At 40.6% G+C, this 23,346-nt stretch carries 22 protein-coding genes and 2 pseudogenes; 19 read left to right on the top strand and 5 right to left on the bottom strand.

The features are described 5' to 3' along the window. The 3 genes from MTT29_RS04040 to MTT29_RS04030 are packed head-to-tail and all read left to right on the top strand — an operon-like array spanning window position 1 to window position 1,349. A complete protein-coding gene (locus MTT29_RS04040; protein WP_429799830.1) occupies window positions 1-321 on the top strand; it encodes a nucleotidyltransferase family protein in 321 nt (106 codons plus the stop codon). Then, window positions 314-703 carry a HepT-like ribonuclease domain-containing protein gene (locus tag MTT29_RS04035; RefSeq protein WP_429799829.1) on the top strand — a complete coding sequence of 130 codons (390 nt, stop codon included), beginning with the start codon at window positions 314-316 and terminating at the stop codon, window positions 701-703. The genes MTT29_RS04040 and MTT29_RS04035 overlap by 8 nt, the downstream gene beginning before the upstream one ends. Next, window positions 675-1,349, top strand: a complete 675-nt coding sequence (locus MTT29_RS04030; RefSeq protein ID WP_429799828.1) for a DUF4272 domain-containing protein — start codon at window positions 675-677, stop codon at window positions 1,347-1,349. Before MTT29_RS04035 ends, MTT29_RS04030 begins: the two co-directional genes overlap by 29 nt. A gap of 206 nt (window positions 1,350-1,555) precedes the next feature. On the opposite strand, the gene MTT29_RS04025 is transcribed toward MTT29_RS04030, so the two are convergent. The 4 genes from MTT29_RS04025 to galU are packed head-to-tail and all read right to left on the bottom strand — an operon-like array spanning window position 1,556 to window position 5,793. After that, the gene (locus MTT29_RS04025; protein WP_429799827.1) at window positions 1,556-3,145 is read right to left on the bottom strand and encodes an ABC-F family ATP-binding cassette domain-containing protein; all 1,590 of its coding nucleotides are present in this window, start codon (window positions 3,143-3,145) and stop codon (window positions 1,556-1,558) included. A gap of 60 nt (window positions 3,146-3,205) precedes the next feature. After that, a complete protein-coding gene (locus MTT29_RS04020) occupies window positions 3,206-3,751 on the bottom strand; it encodes a DUF1287 domain-containing protein (RefSeq protein ID WP_429799826.1) in 546 nt (181 codons plus the stop codon). A gap of 3 nt (window positions 3,752-3,754) precedes the next feature. Then, window positions 3,755-4,975 (bottom strand): glucose-6-phosphate isomerase, encoded by a 1,221-nt coding sequence (locus MTT29_RS04015; RefSeq protein WP_429799825.1) that lies wholly within the window; start codon window positions 4,973-4,975, stop codon window positions 3,755-3,757. Next, on the bottom strand, window positions 4,972-5,793 hold the full coding sequence (gene galU, locus MTT29_RS04010) for a UTP--glucose-1-phosphate uridylyltransferase GalU (protein ID WP_087586283.1): 822 nt from the start codon (window positions 5,791-5,793) through the stop codon (window positions 4,972-4,974). Before galU ends, MTT29_RS04015 begins: the two co-directional genes overlap by 4 nt. A 126-nt stretch (window positions 5,794-5,919) precedes the next feature. Here galU and MTT29_RS04005 point away from each other — a divergent pair, with 126 nt between their 5' ends. The 11 genes and pseudogenes from MTT29_RS04005 (at window position 5,920) to tsaD (ending at window position 17,203) form a co-directional block, all read left to right on the top strand. Further along, on the top strand, window positions 5,920-6,555 hold the full coding sequence (locus MTT29_RS04005) for an IMPACT family protein (RefSeq protein ID WP_429799824.1): 636 nt from the start codon (window positions 5,920-5,922) through the stop codon (window positions 6,553-6,555). Window positions 6,556-6,592: 37 nt separating this feature from the next. Then, window positions 6,593-7,408: a prolipoprotein diacylglyceryl transferase gene (lgt, locus tag MTT29_RS04000; RefSeq protein WP_429799823.1), complete on the top strand. Its 816-nt coding sequence runs from the start codon at window positions 6,593-6,595 to the stop codon at window positions 7,406-7,408. Between the two features lie 119 nt (window positions 7,409-7,527). Beyond that, a complete protein-coding gene (locus tag MTT29_RS03995) occupies window positions 7,528-8,226 on the top strand; it encodes a fumarate reductase cytochrome b subunit (RefSeq protein ID WP_035142502.1) in 699 nt (232 codons plus the stop codon). Window positions 8,227-8,240: 14 nt separating this feature from the next. Further along, on the top strand, window positions 8,241-10,259 hold the full coding sequence (locus tag MTT29_RS03990) for a fumarate reductase flavoprotein subunit (protein WP_004317497.1): 2,019 nt from the start codon (window positions 8,241-8,243) through the stop codon (window positions 10,257-10,259). Next, window positions 10,252-10,971 carry a fumarate reductase iron-sulfur subunit gene (locus tag MTT29_RS03985; protein WP_004317555.1) on the top strand — a complete coding sequence of 240 codons (720 nt, stop codon included), beginning with the start codon at window positions 10,252-10,254 and terminating at the stop codon, window positions 10,969-10,971. Before MTT29_RS03990 ends, MTT29_RS03985 begins: the two co-directional genes overlap by 8 nt. Before the next feature lie 358 nt (window positions 10,972-11,329). Then, window positions 11,330-11,685: pseudogene (locus MTT29_RS03980) on the top strand (restriction endonuclease). A 174-nt stretch (window positions 11,686-11,859) separates the two neighbouring features. Then, window positions 11,860-12,591, top strand: a complete 732-nt coding sequence (locus tag MTT29_RS03975; RefSeq protein WP_107714995.1) for a phosphatidate cytidylyltransferase — start codon at window positions 11,860-11,862, stop codon at window positions 12,589-12,591. After that, window positions 12,573-13,682, top strand: coding sequence for a 1-deoxy-D-xylulose-5-phosphate reductoisomerase (gene dxr, locus MTT29_RS03970; protein WP_429799822.1), 1,110 nt, complete (start codon window positions 12,573-12,575; stop codon window positions 13,680-13,682). The genes MTT29_RS03975 and dxr overlap by 19 nt, the downstream gene beginning before the upstream one ends. After that, complete coding sequence (locus MTT29_RS03965; protein ID WP_429799821.1) at window positions 13,669-14,904, top strand: uracil-xanthine permease family protein; 1,236 nt, start codon at window positions 13,669-13,671, stop codon at window positions 14,902-14,904. The genes dxr and MTT29_RS03965 overlap by 14 nt, the downstream gene beginning before the upstream one ends. Beyond that, window positions 14,904-16,202 (top strand): M99 family carboxypeptidase catalytic domain-containing protein, encoded by a 1,299-nt coding sequence (locus MTT29_RS03960; RefSeq protein ID WP_429799820.1) that lies wholly within the window; start codon window positions 14,904-14,906, stop codon window positions 16,200-16,202. The genes MTT29_RS03965 and MTT29_RS03960 overlap by 1 nt, the downstream gene beginning before the upstream one ends. Next, window positions 16,199-17,203 carry a tRNA (adenosine(37)-N6)-threonylcarbamoyltransferase complex transferase subunit TsaD gene (tsaD, locus tag MTT29_RS03955; RefSeq protein ID WP_429799819.1) on the top strand — a complete coding sequence of 335 codons (1,005 nt, stop codon included), beginning with the start codon at window positions 16,199-16,201 and terminating at the stop codon, window positions 17,201-17,203. The genes MTT29_RS03960 and tsaD overlap by 4 nt, the downstream gene beginning before the upstream one ends. A gap of 42 nt (window positions 17,204-17,245) precedes the next feature. On the opposite strand, the gene putP is transcribed toward tsaD, so the two are convergent. Continuing rightward, window positions 17,246-18,733 (bottom strand): sodium/proline symporter PutP, encoded by a 1,488-nt coding sequence (gene putP, locus MTT29_RS03950; protein WP_148804091.1) that lies wholly within the window; start codon window positions 18,731-18,733, stop codon window positions 17,246-17,248. Window positions 18,734-18,881: 148 nt separating this feature from the next. On the opposite strand from putP, the gene MTT29_RS03945 reads away from it, so the two are divergent. From MTT29_RS03945 to MTT29_RS03925, 5 genes and pseudogenes are all read left to right on the top strand, one after another. Next, window positions 18,882-19,592, top strand: coding sequence for an amino acid ABC transporter permease (locus MTT29_RS03945; protein WP_012140157.1), 711 nt, complete (start codon window positions 18,882-18,884; stop codon window positions 19,590-19,592). Further along, window positions 19,585-20,313, top strand: a complete 729-nt coding sequence (locus tag MTT29_RS03940; RefSeq protein ID WP_103558564.1) for an amino acid ABC transporter ATP-binding protein — start codon at window positions 19,585-19,587, stop codon at window positions 20,311-20,313. The genes MTT29_RS03945 and MTT29_RS03940 overlap by 8 nt, the downstream gene beginning before the upstream one ends. Window positions 20,314-20,324: 11 nt before the next feature. Next, window positions 20,325-21,095, top strand: a complete 771-nt coding sequence (locus MTT29_RS03935; protein ID WP_429799818.1) for a basic amino acid ABC transporter substrate-binding protein — start codon at window positions 20,325-20,327, stop codon at window positions 21,093-21,095. Window positions 21,096-21,223: 128 nt separating this feature from the next. Next, window positions 21,224-22,006: pseudogene (locus MTT29_RS03930) on the top strand (cache domain-containing protein); the annotation flags it as partial. Continuing rightward, on the top strand, window positions 21,998-23,176 hold the full coding sequence (locus tag MTT29_RS03925; protein WP_429800455.1) for a methyl-accepting chemotaxis protein: 1,179 nt from the start codon (window positions 21,998-22,000) through the stop codon (window positions 23,174-23,176). The pseudogene MTT29_RS03930 and the gene MTT29_RS03925, both read left to right, overlap by 9 nt. The last annotated feature ends 170 nt before the right edge of the window (window positions 23,177-23,346 follow it).

The following is a 23,346-nucleotide window of genomic DNA, read 5'->3' as shown; positions in this document are numbered from 1 at the left end:
ATGACAACAAAAAGTGAAATTTTAAATTTTTTATTATCGCAAAAAGAGAGGTTGTTTTTGCTTGGAGTTACCAAGCTAGGCCTTTTTGGAAGTTACGCAAAAGATAGGGCGGATGTATTTTCTGATATAGATATAGTGATAGAAACAGATGCTAAAAAGATGGTAAAAAACCTTGGTAGCCCTTTTTTGGTAGTTACATTTTTAGATGATTTTAGAAAAAGCGTGTCCGATAAATTTGGCATTTTGGTTGATATATGTGACACCACGTCTATGTCGGCGCAAACTAAAGAAGAGCTTGTAAAAGGAGCTATTTATGTTTGAAAAAGCAAGTATGGAGCGTCTTAAAAAAATATCTCAAAAAATAGGCTCTATCTTAAATAAATGTAGCGGTGGTATATACGAGGCACTTCATGATGAGGATGTGCTACAACCTGCCATAATGATGCAGTTTGTTAATATCGATGCGCTTTTAAAAGGCATACAAGAGAGCAATGACCTTGAGGCTTTGGCTATTTTTACCAAAGAAGAGATAAGGGCGATTAGCACAACAAGAAATATCGCATCGCATGAATACGAAAGGCTAAATTTAGAACTTATAGAGATAGCGATTAGGGATTATTTGCCTATTTTGAAAGAAAAAATAGACAAAACGATAAAACAGAAGGAGGCTTGTCGTGAAAACAGCGCAACAAAGAAAAGATGAGAACATAAAAATTTTAAAGAAAGAGGGCGTGGCGGTGCTTGAGAGCTTGCCGCTTCGCTATGAAAATAGTGAGGTTACGCCAAGAGACGTGGACGAGATAGTAAGGCGCGCAGTTTGTTCATTTACAGCGATAATGTGTGCTTGTACGATCCGTGATGAAGGCTCTTTGGGCGAAGAAAATATGGCGTGGGCAAAGAGCTTTTTAGGTGATGCCTACGAGGGACTTAGCGTAAAAGAAAAAGAGGTCATTGAGGACAGAGCTGATATGGACACGGCTGTGAATATGGGCTGGAAATATGAGTCGCTTTGGATCTTGCTTTGGGCGCTTGGCATAGCCGAAGATATCGGTCAGATGGATAAAATTTGTGACTGCGAGTTTGTGATGAATGTCTTTAGAGATGGCGGGCTAAAAAGCCGTTCAAAGCTTCGCAGCATGGATGAAATTTTAAGCAAGCTTGATATAGTTTATCGCTACCACTGGGCCTGCGTAAATGCAAGAGTAAATGGCAAAAAGGAAGCCGGACTTGACGAAGAGGTCGTTATGGAGAGGCGAGCAGGGCTTGAGTGGCTATGCTGCAAAGGGCAGGAAAATGACGACTTGAGCACTGAGTTTAACTGCTGGGACTATCCTGATCTAAACACTTGATCTAAGAAATTTTAAGCTCAAATGAGCTTAAAATTTATCTTAATGTAAATGCTACAGGAACGCAAAGATATCGAGCTTCTTTTGGCTTTGGAAAGTCTTTTTACATTTTCTATCTTACCTTCTACAAGTTGCTCAAATGCTCGTATATGTAGCAATAAACATTAAGCAAATTTAACTAGCTTAGCACGGTTTAAACGGTAGAAAAACTAACTCTCAAGTCCTAAATTTGCTCTGTATTCTTCGTATGTGCCTTTAAAATCAACGACTTCGCCATTACCTTTTAGGTGTAAAATTCTATTTGCAAAGGCGTCTATCAGCTCCCTGTCGTGGCTCACGCAGATGACTGAGCCATTGAAGTTGTAAAACGCCTCTCCAAGTGCGATGATAGCCTCGAGGTCGAGGTGGTTGTTTGGCTCGTCCATGACGAGTAAATTTGGCCTGTGAAGCATGAGCTGAGCTAGTCTTACTCGGTGTTTTTCGCCACCGCTTAGCGCTCCGACTGCCTTTTCTTGCTCAGCGCCACTAAAGAGCATCCTGCCAAGGCACTTTCTGATCTCGTCGATGTCCTTGTTTTTGGCATCTTGCAAGTATTCATAAAGCTTTAGCTCGCCATCTATCTTATTTACCGTATCTTGCGCAAAATATCCTAGCTCGATGGTCGCACCTATATGCACTTCGCCCGCGTCAGGCTTTAGCTCGCCCATTATGATCTTACAAAGTGTGCTTTTACCAACGCCGTTGTGGCCAATGATGGCTAGCTTGTCGCCCTTTTCGAGCTTAAAGTTAAAGTTTTCAAATATCACTTTATCATCAAATTTCTTACTTACATTTTTAAGCTCTATTAGCTCATTGCCTATCTCGCGGTTTGCACGAAAAAGTATGCTTGGATCACGCCTATTTGAGACTGCGATCTCGGCGATATCTAATTTTTCAAGCTGCTTTGCACGTGAGGTCGCCTGCTTTGCCTTGCTAGCATTTGCTGAAAATCTAGCTATAAATTTCTCCAACTCCTCTTTCTCTTTTAGCTTCTTGTCACGCTCCATCTCATGCTGCTTTGCGATCAAATTTGCAGCCATATACCAATCATCGTAATTGCCTGAAAACTCGCGAATTTTCTTAAAATCCACATCCAAAATGTTTGTGCAAACTCTATTTAAAAAGTGTCTATCGTGGCTGATAACCACAAGTGTGCCCTCGTGGCGATTTAGCTCGTTTTCTAGCCACGCGATCGCGTCTATATCAAGGTTGTTTGTTGGCTCGTCTAAAAACAAGATGTCTGGCTTTGGAAATAGCACCTGAGCTAGTAAAACCTTAACTTTATCTGAGTTTTCGACCTCGCTCATCAGCTTATCAAATTCATTTAGCCCAAGCGAGCTTAAAATTTTTTCTATCCTAGTCTCGTACTCGTAGCTTGGGTCTTCCTCAGCGCTTATCATCTCAAGCTCGCTTAAGCGCTCATTTATCTCATCTGTAAATTCCTCGCTCATATAGAGCTTCTCTTTCTCTTTTACAGCGTCGTATAGGCGTTTGTTACCATAAAGCACCGCATCTTTTAGTGTGAAATTTTCAAACGCAAACTGATCTTGCCCGAGCACGCCAACCTTTAGTCCATTTTCTATAATGATCTCGCCGCTAGTTGGCTCGATGGCTCCGCTTAAAATTTTTAAAAATGTCGATTTACCAGCGCCATTTGCACCGATTAGTCCATATCTGTTGTGACGATTTAGCTTTAAATTTACATCCTCAAATAGCAAACTGCTTGCAAATCTTTGAGTAAGTCCCCTAACTTCTAACATTATTTTTCCTTGAATTTATTTTTTGCGATTTTGCCTAAAATTTGATTAAAAAGCCATTTGCTACTTTAGCCTAAAATGCCCAGTGATCTTGTAGCTATAAAGTATGTTTTCTTCTTGCACGCCAGAGCCGATATTGTGGATGACAAGCGGTGTTTGGCCTTCAAATTTATCTGAGATCACGCCGATGTGAGGTAAATTTCCTGGTAGCATCCAAGTGACGATATCGCCTGGTAAAAATTTATTATCGCTTACCTCAAAACCTTTTCTTTTTAGATAGGTAGCGATGTTAAAAACACGCCTGTGATCGATGTTTTTATCAGCCTTTTTAAGTCCCCATTTTTTAGGATAGCTTGCAAAATTTCTACTCATATCTTCAAAAATGAGCCTTTGCAGATCCATATCCTGATGACGTAGCGCCCTTACCACAACGTCGGTGCAAACGCCCTTTTTGATATCCACGTCGCCCATAGGATAGGCGAGCCGCTCGTAGCTTGGATCGTAACTTATCGTCACGCCGATCTGCGACCTAGCGTCATTTACAAATTTATTCGCCGAAAAGGCAAAAATTTGCGTGGCAAAAAGAGCAAAAAGTAGAAATTTCTTCATTTTCTACTTTAAAAGCATGGTTTTTAAGATACGTTTTCCTATCTCAACGCCTGGCTGATCGTATGTGTTGATGCCTAGCATGATACCAGTGGCCGAGGTTAGTAGCTCGTAGTAAAAAATGAGCCAGCCAGCATGAAACTCATCAAGCCTCTCAAGCGTGATCGTATCGACACTTATGCCCTCTTGCACCAGCGCCATAGCCGTCGCGTCGCACTGTAAATTTATAAGCTCATTTAGGCTTAGACCCGCCACAAAATCGCACTCTTCAAGCCCTTTTAGGCTCAAATTTGGGATAGTCTTGTCGCTTGCGTGATCTTTTATCTTTATAAATGTCACACTCTTATCTTTTACGCCGTCCATGATAAGCTGTAAAAAGCTGTGTTGATCACGGCTACCAACAAGTCCAACTGGTGTAAGGCCGACCCTTTTATAGCCTCTTTTTTTACCAAGGCTCTCCGCCCAAAGCTGTACGTACCAGTCGTTAAATTCAAAAAATCTATCACAATAGCTAAAAATGACATTTATGCTGGCGTTTCTGCTAGTAGCGTAGTGGTAGGCTTTTGCGACTATGGAGCTATCTTTTTGCTCGATGTATTGCTTCTTGCAAGCAAGCGCGCCCTCTAAAAGTGCCTTTATATCGTAGCCACAGATACCAAGAGGCACAAGGCCGATCGCACTTAGCACGCTAAATCTCCCACCAACGTTTTTTGGGATATTAAAAAATTTAATGCCATTTTCTTTGGCGAAATTTTCTAAATTTGTGCCTGGATCAGTTATGATGAGGAAATTTTTGCCTAAATTTTGAGGCTTAAAGTCATCAAGCAAGCACTTAAAAATAGTGATCGTCTCGATCGTGTTGCCTGATTTTGAGCTTATTATAAAAAGTGTCTCGTCAAATTTAACCCCATCAAGCGTGCTTTTGTAACTACAAGGATCGACGTTATCTAAAAATAAAAGCTCTCTTTTTATCCCCTTTGTGCCATCGAGCATTGATTTTAGCGCCTTTACGCCAAGGCTGCTGCCACCAATGCCAACAAGTACTACATTTTTGATATGAGCTAGCCCCTTTTCATACTCCTCGATCTCACCAAGTAAATTTTGCCCAAGAGCTGGCAGGTGGTAGTAGCCTATCTCGCCGCTTTCGTACTCGTCGTTTATGCGTTTGGCGTATGAGTCGATGACTTCGCTACTTGTAAAGTTAAATTTAAATGAAGTCTCGATCATTTATTTCGCTCGTAAAAGAAATTTGTAGCCTCTACAAAGCCATCTATACTACCACAGTCAAACCTCTTGCCCTTAAATTTATAAGCTAGCACCATACCATCTTTTGCCTGCGTTTTTAGCGCGTCTGTGATCTGAATTTCGCCGTTTTTACCTGGCTTTGTTCGCTCTAAGATGTTAAAAATATCTGGCGTTAGGATGTAGCGTCCGATTATCGCTAAATTTGTCGGAGCCTCGGCAGGATCAGGCTTTTCAACCATATCATCGACCATTATAAGATCATCTTCTATAAATCTACCACTTACGACGCCATAAGATTTGGTCTGCTCTTTTGGCACCTCCATCACAGCTACTACGCTGCAGCGATACTTTTCATAAATTTTAACCATTTGCGAAAGCACGCCCTCGCCGTTTTCATTTATACATAGATCATCTGCCAAAATGACCCCAAAAGCTTCATCTCGAACTAGAGTTTTGCCCGTATAAATGGCGTGTCCAAGCCCTTTCATGGCATTTTGCCTAGTAAATGAAAATGTGCATGAGCTCATTAAATTTCTAACTTCGCTTAGTAGTGACTCTTTTGAGCTGCCTGCGATCTCTTTTTCTAGCTCGTAGCTGATGTCAAAATAGTCCTCAAGCGCCCTTTTTCCGCGTCCTGTGACAAAGGCCATATTGTCCATGCCAGCCTCAAGTGCCTCATCAACGCCGTAGTGAATGAGTGGTTTTGTAAGGATCGGTAGCATCTCTTTTGGGAGCGATTTTGTAGCTGGTAAAAACCTCGTTCCATATCCAGCCGCTGGAAATAGGCAAGTTTGTATCATTTTAGTCCTTCGTGAAAAATTGCAAAATTCTACTATCTTTTCCTTAATAATATAAATTTGTCTGAATTTACAAGGCTTTAATTAGCAAATTGATAAGATTTTTAAAATTTTTAAAAAAGAGCAAATTTGCAGACGATTGATAGGATATTTAGAGCCCAGCTTGATATAAAAAAGTCAAATTTCTTAGCATTTTTGTGCCCGATAAGCTCGTTTAAAAGCTTGCACGAACACCTAAAAGAGGAGCATTTTAAGGCTGTTCACGTAGTTTGGGCGACAAGGGAGCTAAACAAATATGGCCAAATCGTTGAAAATCAAAGTGATGACGGCGAGCCAAAGGGCACTAGCGGCCAGCCAAGCCTAAATGCACTAAGAGGGGCGGGGCTTATAAACGTTGGGGTCTTGATAGTTCGCTACTTTGGCGGGATAAAGCTTGGCACTGGAGGGCTTGTTAGAGCCTACTCAGGGGCTGTGAATGAAGCGATAAATGAAGCCATAAAAGATGGTGGCGTGATAAAATTTGAGATAAAAGATGAAGTTAAATTTTTTACGCCATTTTCACTGATGAGCCGCTTTGAACACTACTTCGCCACTAAAAATTTAAGCGAGTTTGAAAGAGAATTTAATGACCTTGGAGCGATCTGGAGCGTAAATTTAAACGAAGCCGAGTTTGCTGAGCTATTTAAATTTTGTAAAGAATTTGAAGCAAGCGAGTTTAAATTTCTAGCCTTGCCACTTGGCAGCAAAGCGCTGTTTATTTATTAATTGTAAAATCGCACAAATTTAATAAAGAAAGTAAAAAATGGAAATTTGGAACGACATTTATAACCACTTTAACCCAGTCGCCTTTAGCCTCTTTGGCTTTAGCGTGCACTGGTATGGGCTTATGTATATTTTAGCCCTTGTTTTGGCGCTCGCCATGGCAAAGTATCTCGTTAAAAAAGATAATATCCCTATCTCAAGCCAACTTTTAGATAACTACTTTTTTTGGGTAGAAATAGGCGTTATTTTAGGCGCTAGACTTGGCTGGGTTTTAGTTTATTCTGGCGAAGCGGGATACTATCTAACGCAGCCTTGGCAAATTTTTAATCCAATCCACAACGGCGAGTTTATAGGAATTCGCGGCATGAGCTATCACGGTGCTGTGGTTGGCTTTTTGCTAGCGACAATTTTATTTTGCAAAAGATATAAGCAAAACGCTTGGCAGTTGCTTGATCTTTGCGCCATCTGCATACCTTTTGGCTACACCTTTGGCAGGATAGGAAATTTCTTAAATCAAGAGCTTTTTGGACGCGTCACAGACGTGCCTTGGGCGATAAATGTCTTTGGTCAGCCAAGACATCCAAGCCAGCTTTATGAAGCATTCTTAGAAGGTTTAGTTATTTTTGTCATTTTATTTTTATATAGAAAATATAAGAAATTTAATGGCGAACTCATAGCACTTTACGCCATTTTATACACATTTGCAAGATTTATTTGTGAATTTTACAGAGAGCCTGATTCTGGACTTGGATTTATTATTTTTGGTCTATCAATGGGGCAAATTTTATCACTTATTATGTGTGGGTTCGGAATTTTTGTCTATATTAAACTTTATAAGAGATTTACGAAAATTTAATGTCAATATTTAAAATTTATTAAAGTAAAGTTCTGATAACATTAGCTTTATCAATTAATGCTAATATTTAAATTAGTATTAAGAAATGATAACTTATTTCAAATTTCTTAGGAGGGCTCATGACCGGGCTTATAGAAGGTTTTTTGGGGAAACGGTCGGACGGCAAAAAAAGCCGCACTCCAGCCGCTTGGGATAGATGGCAAAGTATTACAGGATTTATTCTAGCCTGTTTCATATTGTGCCATATGGTTTTTACTTCTACTATACTACTTGGCAAAGACGCATTTAATGCTGTCGTAGGATTTGCAGAGGCTAAATTTTTATTTGGTGAGGCTACTTGGTGGATCACAAATGTTATAGCTGCTGTTATCTTTGTAGTTTTTGTAACTCACGCCTTCTTGGCCATGAGAAAATTTCCTGCAAATTACAGACAATATTTAATGTTTAGAGGCCACAAAGACCGCATGAAGCACCTTGATACCACACTTTGGTGGTTCCAGTTTTTAACAGGCTTTGCTCTATTTTTTGCAGCAAGCGCCCACATAATCGACATCATCTTTGGTGGTCACATCACAGCTGACAAATCAGCTGCTGCGTTTCACAAACTAGAAATTTTCTACTTCGCACTACTTGTTTTCATGGTCGTTCACGCTGGCGTTGGCATGTACCGCTTGTATGTCAAGTGGGTAAGCATCGATGGCGCAAATAAACACGAAATGCTTGCCAAAAGAAATAAGGCAAAGACAGTTGTATTTGTCATTTATGGCATACTTGCTGTGATTGCGCTAATCGCCGATTTCGTGTGGATCAGCCATTAAAAAGGAGCTAGAAGATGAATGTAAAATATTATGACGCATTGGTAATTGGTGGTGGTCTAGCTGGTCTTAGAGCTGCTGTGGCTGCTGGAGAAAAAGGCTTAAGCACCGTAGTTTTGAGCTTAATCCCTGTAAAACGCTCTCACTCTGCTGCTGCACAAGGCGGCATGCAAGCAAGCCTTGGTAACTCTAAAATGAGTGAAGGCGATAACGAAGATGTACACTTTGCTGACACAGTAAAAGGTAGCGACTGGGGTTGCGATCAACAAGTTGCACGTATGTTTTGTCAAACTGCTCCAAAAGCGATTCGTGAGCTTGCAGCTTGGGGTGTGCCTTGGACTAGGATCACAAAAGGAGAAAGAAGCGCTATTATAAACGCTCAAAAGACAACTATCGTTGAAAAAGAAGAGGTTCATGGCCTTATCCACTCACGTGACTTTGGTGGTACAAAAAAATGGAGAACTTGCTACACAGCTGATGCAACTGGTCACACCATGCTTTTTGCTGTTGCAAACGAAGCGCTTAAGCACAATGTAGAAATTCACGACCGCAAAGAGGCGATCGCTTTGATACACCAAAATAACCGCTGTTACGGCGCGATCGTTCGTGACCTAGTAAATGGCGAGATCACAGCCTATGTTTCAAAAGGCACACTTATAGCAACTGGCGGTTATGGTAGAGTTTATAAACACACTACAAACGCTGTTGTTTGCGAAGGTATCGGCGCTGCGATCGCACTTGAGACTGGCGTAGCTCAGCTTGGCAATATGGAAGCTGTTCAGTTTCACCCAACTCCGATCGTCCCATCTGGCATTCTTTTAACAGAAGGTTGCCGCGGTGATGGTGGAATTTTACGTGACGTTGATGGATACCGCTTTATGCCTGATTATGAGCCAGAGAAAAAAGAGCTAGCTAGCCGCGACGTCGTTAGCCGCCGTATCATGGAGCACATCCGTGCAGGCAAAGGCGTACCTAGCCCTTATGGCTATCACGTTTGGCTTGATATCTCTATCCTTGGACGCGAACACATCGAGAAAAATTTACGTGACGTTCAAGAAATTTGCGAAATTTTTAACGGCATCGATCCTGCTGACACTGAAGTATATACCGATGAGACAGGACATCAGCGTGGCAAAGGCTGGGCACCGATCCTACCTATGCAGCACTACTCAATGGGCGGCATCAAGACAAAACCAACTGGCGAGAGCCCAACACTAGCTGGTCTATTTAGCGCTGGTGAGGCTGCTTGCTGGGATATGCACGGCTTTAACCGCCTTGGTGGTAACTCAGTTTCTGAGACAGTTGTCGCTGGTATGATCGTTGGTGATTATTTTGCAGATTACTGCGCTAGCCACGAGATCGAGATAAACACAGCTGATATCGAGAAATTTGTTAAAAAACAAGAAGACTATCTAAATAGCCTCGTCACAAAAGAGGGTAAATTTAACGTCTTTGATATCAAAAACAAGATGAAAGAGGTAATGTGGGAGCACGTTGCGATATTTAGAACAGGTAAAGGTCTAGAGCTTGCTGTTAAAGAGCTTGAAGCACTTTATAAAGAGTCACTTGATGTAAAAGTAAGCAACAAAGCACTATTTGGCAACCCAGAGCTTGAAGAGGCTTACCGCGTGCCAAAGATGCTAAAACTAGCGCTTTGTATCGCAAAAGGTGCGCTTGATAGAACAGAGAGCCGTGGTGCTCACTGCCGTGAAGACTATCCAAAAAGAGATGACCTTAACTGGCTAAACAGAACGCTTACAAGCTGGAAAGAAGGCGACACTATGCCAACTATCACTTATGAGCCACTTGATATCATGAAGATGGAGATGCCGCCAGCATTTAGAGGTTATGGTGCAAAAGGAAATATCATCGAGCATCCAAACAGCGCTATCCGCCAAAAAGAGGTCGATGAAATTCGCGAAAAAATGCAAGCAGAAGGCAAGAGCAGACAAGAAATTCAAGAGGCTTTGATGCACTATGACCTTCAACCAAAATATAAAGCACCAAATGAAAGAGCAGGTATAGGAAATGAGTAGAAAAATAACCATAAAAGCTTTTAAATACAATCCTTTAAGCAAAGTTTCAAAGCCTCATTTTGCGACTTATGAGCTTGAAGAGACTGATGGTATGACGCTATTTATCGCGTTAAATCAAATTCGTGAGAAATTTGATCCAGATCTCAGCTTTGACTTTGTTTGTCGTGCGGGAATTTGCGGAAGTTGTGGCATGCTAGTAAATGGCAAACCAAGCCTAGCTTGCAGAACCCTAACAAAAGACTTTGAAAGCGGTGTCATCGAGCTTATGCCACTACCTGTCTTTAAACTACTAAAAGATCTAAGCGTAGATACTGGTAACTGGATGAACGCTATGAGTAAGCGCGTCGAGAGCTGGATACACACAGATCACGAGACTGATATCTCTAAGCTTGAAGAGAAAGTTGAGCCAGAAGTCGCTCAAGAAGTTTTCGAGCTTGATCGCTGTATAGAGTGCGGAATTTGTGTTGCATCTTGTGGAACAGCTATCATGAGACCTGATTTCATCGGCGCTGTTGGTCTAAACAGGGTTGCTAGATTTAAGATAGACGCACTTGATAAGAGAACTGATGAGGACTTTTACGAGCTAATAGGCGATGATGATGGCGTATTTGGTTGTATGACTTTGCTTGGTTGCGAAGACAACTGCCCAAAACACTTACCACTTCAAAGCCGCATAGCTTATATGCGCAGGAAAATGGCTGCAATAAAGTAAGAAAGGGGCTGTAAAAAGCCCCTAAATTTACTATCAAATTTTAATACTACAAATAGACGTCAAGATACAGATAAAAATATCTAGCGCTGCAAATAAGAAAAATAAAAATACTAAAAGCGGAACCGCTAAGACTACGCCCATTAAATACCCAAGAGGTAATGTAATGAAAAATAAAAGACCAAACCCAGCACTAAAGCAAAAAATATCGCGAATAGTAAGGCGATCACATTTACAAAAGGGTTGATATTTTCAAAAAGAAAATCTGTCAAACTTGTATATTTCATGCGGTGATTATATATTTTAAAACTACAAAAATTGATGAAATTTTATCTAGTATTTTAGAAAAAACCGAGGATTTTTGAATAGCACTGGTAGTCTTACAAGCAAGGGATTAGATGGCATCATATACAAGGACGAACTTGGACTTTTTCAAATTTACATCCAAGCAAAGAGATATTCGGTAGCCAAGAAATTCAGCAGTTCATCGGCGCTATCTCAAATAAAAACACCAAAAAAGGAGTCTTTATCACAACGGCTAAATTTACAAAAAATGCCGAGGAATTTACCAAAAATAATCAAAATTTTAGCGTGGTCTTGATAGATGGCGATAGACTAGCTGAGCTAATGATAAAATATAAAGTAGGCGTTCAAATAAGCCAGATATATGAAATTTGCAAGATTGACACCGATTTTTTTGATGAAAATAATTTTTAGCTACCAAATAAGCAATCTTTTGCTTTTTATCATATAAATTTTACTGTGCACAACACAAATAAACCCAAATTTTACCAACTCAAAACACATTTTAAACCAAATTTCACTCTTATAAACGCCGTCTAAATTTTAAGTGTTATAATTACGGCAAAATAACGATTTTAAGGAGAGTGTATGTCTTCACGCATTATCACTGGCGTTTTGATGTTTGTTGCTATTTTGGTAGTTTTTTTTATAGATAATTATATTTTAAATTTTATTTTGCTTGGCGCTGTGCTTTACTTTGCCTTTAATGAGTCGCTCAAGCTTTATGGCATCGATCACAAACAGCTAGTTTATGCAGCGCTCGCATTTTACGTGCTTACATATTTTACAAATCCGATCTTCATCGCGATCCTTGCGATCATGCTAGTGGCATCTATCCTTGCGCACATAAAAAGCGAAAATTTAAAGCGAGTCGCCCCTTTTGTCTATCCGACAACTCCTATCTTTATGATGTGGATGCTCTACTCGGAGTATGGCATGGGCTATCTTGCGTGGCTTATCTTAAGCGTAGTTGCGAGCGATAGTGGCGCATTTTTCGTTGGTAAGATGTTTGGCAAGCATCCATTTAGCCCAAGCTCACCAAACAAGACTATCGAGGGCGCAGTTGGCGGCGTGGTAGTAGGCACCATAGTTGGCTGCGTAGTTGGAAATTTCGTAACAGATGGTTTTTTTCAAATTCTATTTTCAAGCTTTTTAGTCTGCGTCTTTGCGGTCTGGGGAGATCTCTTTGAGAGCTATCTAAAGAGACTTTGTGGCGTCAAAGACAGTGGCTCGCTGTTTCCAGGACACGGCGGTATGCTTGATAGGATAGATGGCTATTTATTTGGCGTTGTTGCGCTACTTTGGTCGCTATCGTGGTAATACTTGGCTCAACTGGCTCGATCGGCAAAAATACTCTAGCGCTCTGCGAGAAATTTGACATTAGCGTCGAGGCGCTAAGCTGCGCTAAAAATGTTGATCTTCTAAACGAGCAAATTTTAAAATTTAAGCCAAAATTTGTCTGTGTGGGCGATAAAAAGCTAGCTAAAAATGTAAAAAATATTGAGGCCAAAAAGATCTTTTTTGGAGAGGCTGGACTGCTAGAAATGCTTGAAATTTCAAGCTCAAAAAAGGTGATAAATGCCCTTGTGGGCTTTGCTGGGCTTGCTCCTAGTCTAAAGACACAAGCGCTTGGCAAAAGGCTGGCACTTGCAAACAAGGAGAGCCTTGTAGTTGGTGGCAAGTTTTTAACAACAAGAGAAATTTTGCCAATAGACAGCGAGCATTTTGGGCTTAAATTTCTACTAGAAAACAAAACTCCAGCCAAAAAGCTCATCATCACAGCAAGCGGCGGGGCATTTTATAAAAAGCCGATTAAATTTCTAAAAGATGCCACGCCAAGCGACGCTCTAAAACATCCAAACTGGGATATGGGCGCAAAGATCACCATTGATAGCGCGACTATGACAAACAAGCTTTTTGAGGTGATGGAGGCCTACTGGCTTTATGGCATAAAAGATATCGAGGCCGTGATAGAGCCAACCTCAGCCATCCACGCCGTAGTAGAGTTTATCGATGGCTCAAGCACGATGCATCTCTCGCGCACAGATATGAAGCTAGCTATCGCGCATGCTATCTTTGAAAAAGTTGAGCAAAATATCGTCTCTCACGCAAATTTACTTGATCTTAAAAATATCAAATTTCACAAGATCAGCCATAAAAAATATCCAGTCTTTTCACTAAAAGACGAAGTCTTAGCTAGTCCTGATCTAGGTGTCGTCATAAACGCTGCAAACGAGGTTGGAGTGTTTAGCTTTTTAGAGAAAAAGTGCTCATTTTTGGATATATCAAGGCTCATTTTAGGCTCAGTTAAAAAATTTAAGAGTCTTAAAATTTCAAGCGTATATGAAATTTATGAAGTTGATAAAGAGGTTAGAGAATACGCAAAAAGGATGCTAAATGCAAAGGTATGAGGGGTATAAATTTGATCTTAGGCAAAGCTTGATTGGTGTGCAGTTTTTATTTGTCGCCTTTGGCGCGCTCGTGCTCGTGCCTATCCTTACGGGGCTTGATGCAAACGTCGCGCTCTTTACGGCTGGCCTTGGCACGTTACTTTTTCAGCTAATAACTAGAAAAAACGTCCCACCGATCTTTCTAGCAAGCTCGTTTGCCTTCATCGCTCCGCTTCAGTATGGCATCGAAAAATGGGGCATACCAGTGACTATGGGCGGCGTTATATTTGCTGGATTTTTCTACGTCGCGCTAAGTCTTGTGGTTCGCTTTGGCGGAGAGAAAATTTTGCATAAAATTTTGCCTCCAGTTGTCGTTGGTCCTGTCATCATGACCATAGGTCTGATACTAGCTCCAAATGCCGTCAAAATGGCTACTTCAGCTACTGAGACTTACACTCAAAACGTAGCGATGATCGTAGCAGCCACATCGCTTATAGCCACTATCGTTGTTATGATGCTAGGACGGGGGATGTTTAGGCTCATACCGATCTTACTTGGCATCATCACCGGCTACATCGTGGCTTACTGCTTTGGCATGGTTGATTTTAGCGCCATTGCAAGCGCCCCTTGGTTTAGAGTGCCAAGCTTTAGCGCACCAAAATTTGAACTCGAAGCGATCATCTACATGATACCTATCGCCATCGCCCCAGCGATCGAGCACATCGGCGATATGCTCGCTATCTCAAACGTCACAAAAGAGGATTTTTTGAAAAATCCAGGGCTTAAAAATACCCTTTTAGGTGACGGCCTAGCCACCTCGCTAGCTGCTGCCTTTGGTGGTCCGCCAAACACCACCTACTCAGAGGTCACAGGCGCAGTTAGCCTTACAAAAGCGTATAATCCAGCGATCATGACCTTTGCGGCGATCACTGCTATCGTGCTAGCCTTCGTTGGCAAGCTTGGCGCGGTGCTCTCGACCATCCCAGCTCCAGTCATCGGCGGTATCATGCTGCTACTTTTTGGCATCATCGCAAGCGTTGGCATGGAGACACTTATAAAAAACAGAGTCGATCTTGCCGATCCTAGAAATATGATAATCGTAGCCCTCATCTTCATCTTTGCCATCGGCGGCATGGTGCTTGATCTTGGTGCGGTTAAATTTTCAGGTATCGGACTTGGCGCGGTTACTGGTATAGTTTTAAATTTGCTTTTACCAAAAACAAAGCATTACGAAGGATATTAATGCGTAAATTTAGACTTTTTTTAGCAGCTCTTGCGGCTGCAAGCCTTGCAAATGCAAGCGCACTGGACTATGCACTTATCAAAAAAGGTGAGCCAAGTAGCAATACTATGCTCTTAATCGGTGGCATACAAGGCGACGAGCCAGGCGGTTTTTTGGCGGCCTCTATCGTGGCGACTGACTACAACATCACAAAAGGCTCGCTTTGGGTCGTGCCAAATTTAAATTTCCCAAGTATCATCGAGCGAAGTCGCGGCACAAAGGGCGATATGAATAGAAAATTCGCCCACGTCGAAAAGGACGATCCAGACTACAACTCAGTAATGAAGATAAAAGACGTCATCACCGACAAAAACGTCACTCTCATCTTAAATTTACACGATGGCAGCGGATATTATAGAGATAAATTTATAAGCAAGGACGAAAATCCAGACAAATGGGGCAACACTTGCATAATCGACCAAAGCACGCTGCCAGGCTCAAAGTACCCAGAGCTTGAAAGCATCGCATCAAGCGTAAAAGACGTGCTAAATAAGCACCTCATAGACCCAAAACATCAGTATCACGTCAAAAATACGCACACCGCGATGGGCGATAAAGAGATGTTAAAAAGCCTCACCTACTACGCTATCACGCAAAACAAGTCTGCCTTTGCAAACGAAGCTAGTAAAAATTTAAATGCCGAGCAAAGGACATATTATCACCTTGTAGCGATCGAGGAGTATATGAAAAAGGCTGGCATTAGCTTTACTAGACCATTTAATCTCGATGTCAAAAGCGTGAAAAAGGCGATCGAAAAGGAGATCAGACTTGAGCTATTTGACAGCTACGCTCTTAGCCTTAAAAATTTAAAACCAGTGATAAGCTTCGTGCCATTTAAAAAGGGCGAGCTAAACTACCACTCGCCAAATCCGCTAATCGCCGTCATAAAAGAGAATGACACTTACAAAGTGCAGTATGGCAACCGCTCTGTTACAAGGTTAAAACCGCAATACTTCGAGTTTGCAAAGCCGCTTGATAAAATTTCTCTTTTGAGCGATGGAAACGAGCAGGTGCTAAAAAGTGGCGACAAATTTAGCGTCAAGAAGAGCTTTAAGATAAAAGCGCTCAAAAACGTGCGCGTAAATGTTATAGGATATGGCACTAAAAGCGTTGATGAGAGCGAGCAAGAGGTCGATAAAAACAGCCTAAACAAAAGCTATAGCATAGATAAAGATGGCAAAATTTACCGAGTTGAGTTTTACAAAAGCGAAAATGGCAAAGAGAAATTTGCTGGCATGATACTAGCGGAGTTTAGATGATACTTGGCATAGAAAGCAGCTGCGATGACAGCTCTGTTGCGCTCATAAATGAAGGCACGCTAGAGCAAATTTATTATAAAAAGATATCGCAAGAAGAGGAGCATGCTATCTTTGGTGGCGTGGTCCCAGAGCTTGCAGCTAGGCTTCACACAAAGGCGCTACCAGCACTTTTAAATGATATATTGCCAAATTTAAAAGATATAAAAGCGATCGCTGTGACAAACGAGCCAGGGCTAAGCGTGAGCCTAATAGGTGGTGTGAGCATGGCAAAAGCGCTAAGCATCGCCCTAAATATACCGCTAATTGCTGTAAATCACCTAGTTGGCCACATCTACTCGCTATTTTTAGATCGCGAAGCCACATTTCCGCTTGGCGTTTTGCTAGTTAGTGGTGGACATACGATGATTCTTGAGATTGACGAAAATGGCGAAATTTTAGAGCTTGCAAGCACAAGCGATGATAGCTTTGGCGAGAGCTTTGACAAGGTGGCAAAGATGCTTGATCTTGGCTATCCAGGGGGTGCTGTGGTGCAGCAAAACGCACTTTTATGCGAGGATAAAGAGAGGTTTAAATTTACCGTCCCACTTCTTCACGATAAACGCCTTGAGTACAGCTTTTCAGGGCTTAAAAACCAAGTCAGAGTTGAAATTTCAAAGCTTGAAACCATCACGCAAAAAGATATCGCCGACATCTGCTATGCCTTTGAAAACACAGCCTGCGAACACATCTTAAATAAGCTTGAAAAGGTTTTTAAACTAAGAAATTTCAAGCGATTTGGCGTGGTTGGCGGAGCTAGTGCAAATTTAAATTTACGCAAAAGGCTTGAAACTCTTTGCCAAAAAAATGAGTGTGAACTTTTGCTAGCCCCACTTGCGTTTTGCTCTGATAACGCGCTGATGATAGCAAGAGCTGGTCGAGAAAAATACCTAAAAAAAGAGTTTATCTCGCATGATAAGCTAACTATAAATCCAAGGGTTAGTTTTAAGAAGTTTGAAATTTAAAATTAATTTGATGGTGGCTAAAGCTAGCCACCTTGCTTAAATTTAAAGCCTTGTCTTCATCTTTTCAAATTCATCTTTTATCACTTGCTCGTGTGGCTCGCTAGTCATTTTATTTATCGCGTCGCCCCAGATACTGACCATGATGATGGCTAGGCTTGAGGTTAAAATGCCAGGTAAAATTTCATAAACATAGGCATTTAGTCCTGATGTTATCCAAAATATTACGGTCGCACCGCCAGCTATCATGCCAGCAAGCGCTCCAAGTGCGCTCATACGTTTCCAGTAAAGGCTAAAAAGCAGCACCGGACCAAAGCTCGCGCCAAATCCAGCCCAAGCGTTGCCAACGACGTTTAGAACGTTATCTGTCGAGATAAAGGCAAGCACTGTGGCAATTAGCGCTACGACCACGACCGCGTAGCGGCTGATCGCTGTTTGTGTGCTTTGGCTCACCTCTTTTTTATAAAAGGCAAAGATAAAGTCCTTTGTGACCGAGCTTGAAGTGACTAAGAGCTGACTTGAGATGGTACTCATGATCGCTGAAAGCACGGCTGAGATGATAATGCCTATAAAAAATGGTGGGAAAAGTAGCTCACCAAGTTTTAAAAACACTGTCTCAGGATCGCTTAGTCCGCCTCTTTGGCTAAAATAGACAAAGCCGATAAGTCCGCTCATGATAGCACCAAATAGGCCGATCGTCATCCAGCCGATGCCGATCCTTCTTGCCTTTGCAAGCTCTTTTGAGTCGCGTATCGCCATAAATCTAACGATGATATGTGGCTGTCCAAAGTAACCAAAGCCCCAAGCTAGAAGGCCCAAAATGCCCCAAAAAGTCTGGTCTCTAAATGGATTTAGGTGATTTGCATCAAGCCTGCTTATCTCTTTTATCAAATTTGTATCGCTTGGCAGGTCTAAATTTAGATATGCCACGACTGGGATCGAAACTAGGACGCAAAACATCAAAAGCCCCTGAAATGCGTCAGTTATGCTAACAGCCTTAAATCCGCCAAAAAATGTGTAAAAGACTACGATTATGAGCGTAAAGACCGCTCCGTATGCAAATTTTAAGCCAAAAAAGCTCTCAAAAGTCTTGCCACCAGCGATGATGCCACTACTTACATAAAGTGTGAAAAATATCAAGATGATAAGACCTGAGATGATCCTTAAAATTTTCGTCCTATCTTTAAAGCGGTTTTCTAAAAAATCAGGTATCGTGATGCTGTCGCTTGCAACCTCAGTATAGACCCTAAGTCTTTTTGCTAGAAATAAGTAGTTGCAGTAAGCTCCCACGATAAGACCAGCTATCATCCAGACATTTGCAACGCCAGTTGCGTATAAGGCCCCGGGCACGCCAAGTAGCATCCAACCACTCATATCAGAAGCGCCAGCACTAAGTGCGGTGACGACTGGACCCATTTGGCGGTTATCCAGTAGATACTCGTTCATACTTGCGTTTTTATCGTAGAAATATCGTCCGATAAAGAGCAAGAAACCAAAATAGATGGCGATGGCTAAATAAGACCCAAAGCTCATAAAATTCCTTTCAAATAAAATAAAACGCTTATGTTATTATAAATTCATTTAAATTTCAATGAGCTGGCTTATTCCTTAAAAAATTTTAAGCAAAATGATATATTTTTTTTCGTATCATTTAAGGCTACATTTTAAAGAAAGGACGAAGTTGAACGCTCAAAATTTAGCCAAATTTCTATTTTTTATAATAATCGTCTCACTTGGAACATACTTTTTCTATCCAAGAGATCTTAGTGAGGCGCAAGAGATCGCATATATCAAAAGTTACGGAGTAACACTTGGCCTTACGATAGGTGGTATCGCTATAGGCATCACACTTGGATTTATTTTAGCTTTTATTAAATTTTTAGATATCAAGGTCTTAAATTTCGTCATAGATGAGTATATCGACATCTTGCGTGGAACGCCTGTAATACTTCAACTTCTAATATTTTCTGTGGTGATTTTTGCCACTTGGAGTGACAACTTCTATGTCGCCGTGATCGCACTTGGACTAAATAGCTCGGCTTACGTCGCTGAGATCGTAAGAAGCGGCATAAACAGCGTCGATAAAGGTCAGATGGAGGCAGCTAGGGCGATGGGGCTAAACTACTACGTTTCGATGCGTGAGATAGTCTTCCCACAAGCTACTAAAAATATCTTGCCAGCGCTTGCTAATGAATTTATCTCACTTTTTAAAGAGACCTCGGTTGTTGGCTACATAAGCGTCGTTGATATCACGATGCAAAGTAAGAGCCTTCAAGCGGTCTTTTACAGCCCAGAGCCAGTTATTTTTACGGGCATTGTATATTACGTGAGCGTTAAATTTTTCACCCTTTTGGTGAAACTACTTGAGAGGAGACTAAATCGCCATGATTGAGATTAAAAATTTAAACAAAAGCTATGGCGATTTGCGTGTTTTAAATGACATCAGCGTGGATATCAAAAAAGGTGAAGTCATAGCGATAATTGGTCCAAGTGGCGGTGGAAAAAGTACATTTTTGCGTTGCATAAACCGCCTTGAAGAGCCAGATAGTGGACATATCAAGATAAACGGCGAAGATATCCTCAATAAAAAATCAGACATAAATAAAATTCGCCAAAAAGTGAGTATGGTTTTTCAGCACTTTAACCTTTTTGCAAATAAAAATGTCTTGCAAAATTTGACCCTAGCTCCGATAAAAGCTGGGATCTTAGACAAAGAGAGTGCCGAGAGGAGGGCAGATGAGCTGCTAAAGAGCGTTGGGCTAAGCGATAAGAAATTTGCCTATCCGCACAAGCTCTCAGGCGGTCAAAAGCAGCGTATAGCAATCGCTAGAAGCTTAGCTATGGATCCAGAGGTGATACTATTTGACGAGCCAACAAGCGCGCTAGATCCTGAGATGATCGGCGAGGTGCTTGATATCATGAAAGATGTCGCAGCCAAGGGCATAACGATGCTTGTGGTGACTCATGAGATGGGCTTTGCAAGAAATGTGGCAAATAGAATTTTCTTTATGGACAAAGGCAAGATAGCAGTTGATGACACACCAAAAAATGTCTTCACAAATCCGCAGCACGAGCGTCTGCGAGAGTTTTTAGGTAAAATTTTAAATCACTAATAAGGAGAAAAATGAAAAATTTATTAAAAGTTCTAGCGTTAGGGTTAGTTATGTTTTTTATAGGTTGTGGTGACGATAGTGGCAAAAAAGCCACTGCAAATGCGCCAGAAGCTAGCAAAGAGGTAGTTTATAAGGTAGGTTCAAGCGCTGATTACCCTCCGTTTGAGTATCTTGATGATAAAAATCAAATCGTTGGTTTTGAGATCGATCTTCTAAATGAGATCACTAAAAAAACTGGGATCAAATTTGACGTTGCAAATATGAGTTTTGATGGGCTAATACCAGCTTTAAAAACTGGCAAGATAGATATCGCGATAAGCGGTATGAGCGCGACTGACGAGAGAAGAAAGTCTATTGATTTTACTAAGCCATATTATTTTTCAGAGAATTTATTTATCCGCAGAAAAGGCTCAGACGTAAATAAAGACAATCTTAAAGATAAGAAAATTTCAGCTCAAGTTGGCACGCTTCAAGAAGAGGCAGCTAAAAATATCACAACTCAGTCAATCCCAGCAGAAAATGTAGCGGCAGCTATAATGTCACTAAATGCCGGTAAGATCGATGTTGTGCTTACTGATAGCCCGATAGGTGTTGAGTTTTTGAAACAAAATCCAGACTTAGAGGAGTTTTTAAGACTTCCTGACGGCACAGAGGGCTTTGCGATGGCATTTGATAAGGGTAAACATACTGATCTTATCAAAAAGATAGATGCTGCGATCGAAGAGCTACAAAAATCTGGCGAATTTGACAAAATGCTCGCTAAATACGACCTTAAAAAATAAATCCTAATATAAATTTGCAAGAGGCAAGATGCTTCTTGCAAAAAATCTCACAAATTTCTAATTTATAAAATTTAATATTATTTAAATATATTGTAATAAAATTGTCAATTTGATTTAAGGAGAATGTAATGAAATCACTCAGGATGAGAACGGCACTTGTGCTAAGTGTCATGCTTTTGGTTTGTGTTAGTGTGGTTGGTCTTGTGACCTATAACATGGCTAAAAATTTATATACCGACAGGGTCGAAAGTAAAGAATTCCCACTTGCTGTCAATGAAGTTGGTTATAAAATAGAATCTTACATCGATAAGATAATCGACGCTTCTTATCAAATAACTCAAAATAGCTTTTTAATAGACTGGGTCAAAAATGGCGAGGACGAGCACGGCAGAAAGGTCTTGTTTGACTATTTTCAAACTCTTGCTAAAAATTTAAAGCTAGATACGATAATGTTTGGCTCAGATAGAACCCTAAACTACTACGTCGAAGATAAAATTTTAAAGGTCATTAACCCGGAAAATGACAAATGGTACTACGCCTTAAAAGATGGCAGCAGCCTAAGCCTAATCGACATCAACAAGGCTGAAGACGGCAGCGGCAAGATAATGATGTATATAAACTACAAAGTTCAAAAAGATGATAAATTTTATGGTATCGCAGCGACTGGCGTAAATTTAAGCGAGATAGTAAATTTTGTCCAATCACAAAAGATAGGTCGTGGCGGTAAATTTCTACTAGTCGATGAAAAAGGCGACATCAAGATCGGCAAAGACGTAAGCGGCAATCTAAAAGATATAGTAGGCGATGCAAACCTTAAAAAGCTAATCAACGAAAATGGCAGCTACATATCGCTAGATAAAGATGGCAGAAATTTATTGATCGGCTCAAAATATATCAAAAGTATGGGCTGGTATCTTATCGGCGAACTTGACAAAGATGAGCTTTTAGAGGATCTAAACTCACTTGCTTATGCATCTGTCGGAGTGCTTGTGGTAGTGCTTATTTTAGGACTATTGCTCTCACTTTACCTATCTTCTTACCTCCTAAAAATCATCCTCAAACTAAAAACAGGCTTGCTATCTTTCTTTGATCTACTAAATCACAAGACAAACAAAGCCCAGCCTATAGAGATAACATCTAAAGATGAATTTGGTCAAATGGCAGAGTTAATAAACAAAAACACAAAGGCCATTGAAGATGGCATGAAAGATCAAAGTATCTTCATCCAAAAAGCCAACACCTTTGTAAATGAGATAAAAGATGGCAACTATGAAGCAAGCTTAGAAGCTGACACTAATAACCCAGCTCTAAATCAACTAAAAAGCACATTTAAAGATCTACAACTTGCTCTTAAAAATGCAATCTCAAGTAATGGCAAAGATGTACTTGATCTACTAAACACCTATAAAAACCAAGACTTTACAAAAAGACTTGATGATGATGGTAAGATAGCAAGTGGTATAAACTCACTAGGTATTGAGATATCTAAAATGTTAAGTGACAACCTAGCTAAAGCCCAAACCCTAGAAGAAAAAGCAAAACTACTAGCTAGCTCAGTATCAAAAGTAGCAAGCTCAGCAAATACTCAAGCAAATAGCTTACAAGAAAGCGCAGCAGCAGTTGAGCAAATGAGTAGCTCAATGAATGCCATCTCTCAAAAGACAGCTGATGTTATAAGACAAAGTGATGAAATTAAAAACATCATAACTATCATTAGAGATATAGCAGATCAAACAAACCTTCTAGCTCTTAATGCTGCAATAGAAGCAGCTAGAGCTGGAGAACATGGCAGAGGATTTGCCGTCGTGGCTGATGAAGTTAGAAAACTAGCTGAACGTACTCAAAAATCTCTAGGTGAGATAGAAGCAAATACAAATGTATTAGCTCAATCAATAAATGAGATGAGTGAATCTATAAGAGAGCAAAGCGAAGGCATAAATATGATAAATGAATCAGTTGCTCAAATAGATCACCTAACAAAAGAAAACGTTGTAATTGCTAATGAAGCAAATGAAGTAACATCTGAAGTAGATGAGATGGCTAAAGCTATTGTTGAAGAGGTTAGGAAGAAGAGGTTTTAGCTTCTTAATATACAAACTTAAATTTGTTTAATGCAAACTACTGAATTTAATAAACTCCAATCTGGTTTAAGCTGGATTGGGGTTTTAATCTTTACAAATTTTAAAATCTCATTCACTCACAAGAATTGACTACTAAAATTTGGCTTCGCTTACAATTTTAGAGCCGAAAT

The sequence above is a fragment of the Campylobacter concisus genome (genome assembly GCF_050447485.1).
GTDB classification, from domain to species: Bacteria; Campylobacterota; Campylobacteria; order Campylobacterales; family Campylobacteraceae; genus Campylobacter_A; species Campylobacter_A concisus_BQ.
Note: the sequence above shows the minus strand (reverse complement) of the source record. Positions and strands in the feature narration are given on the sequence as shown.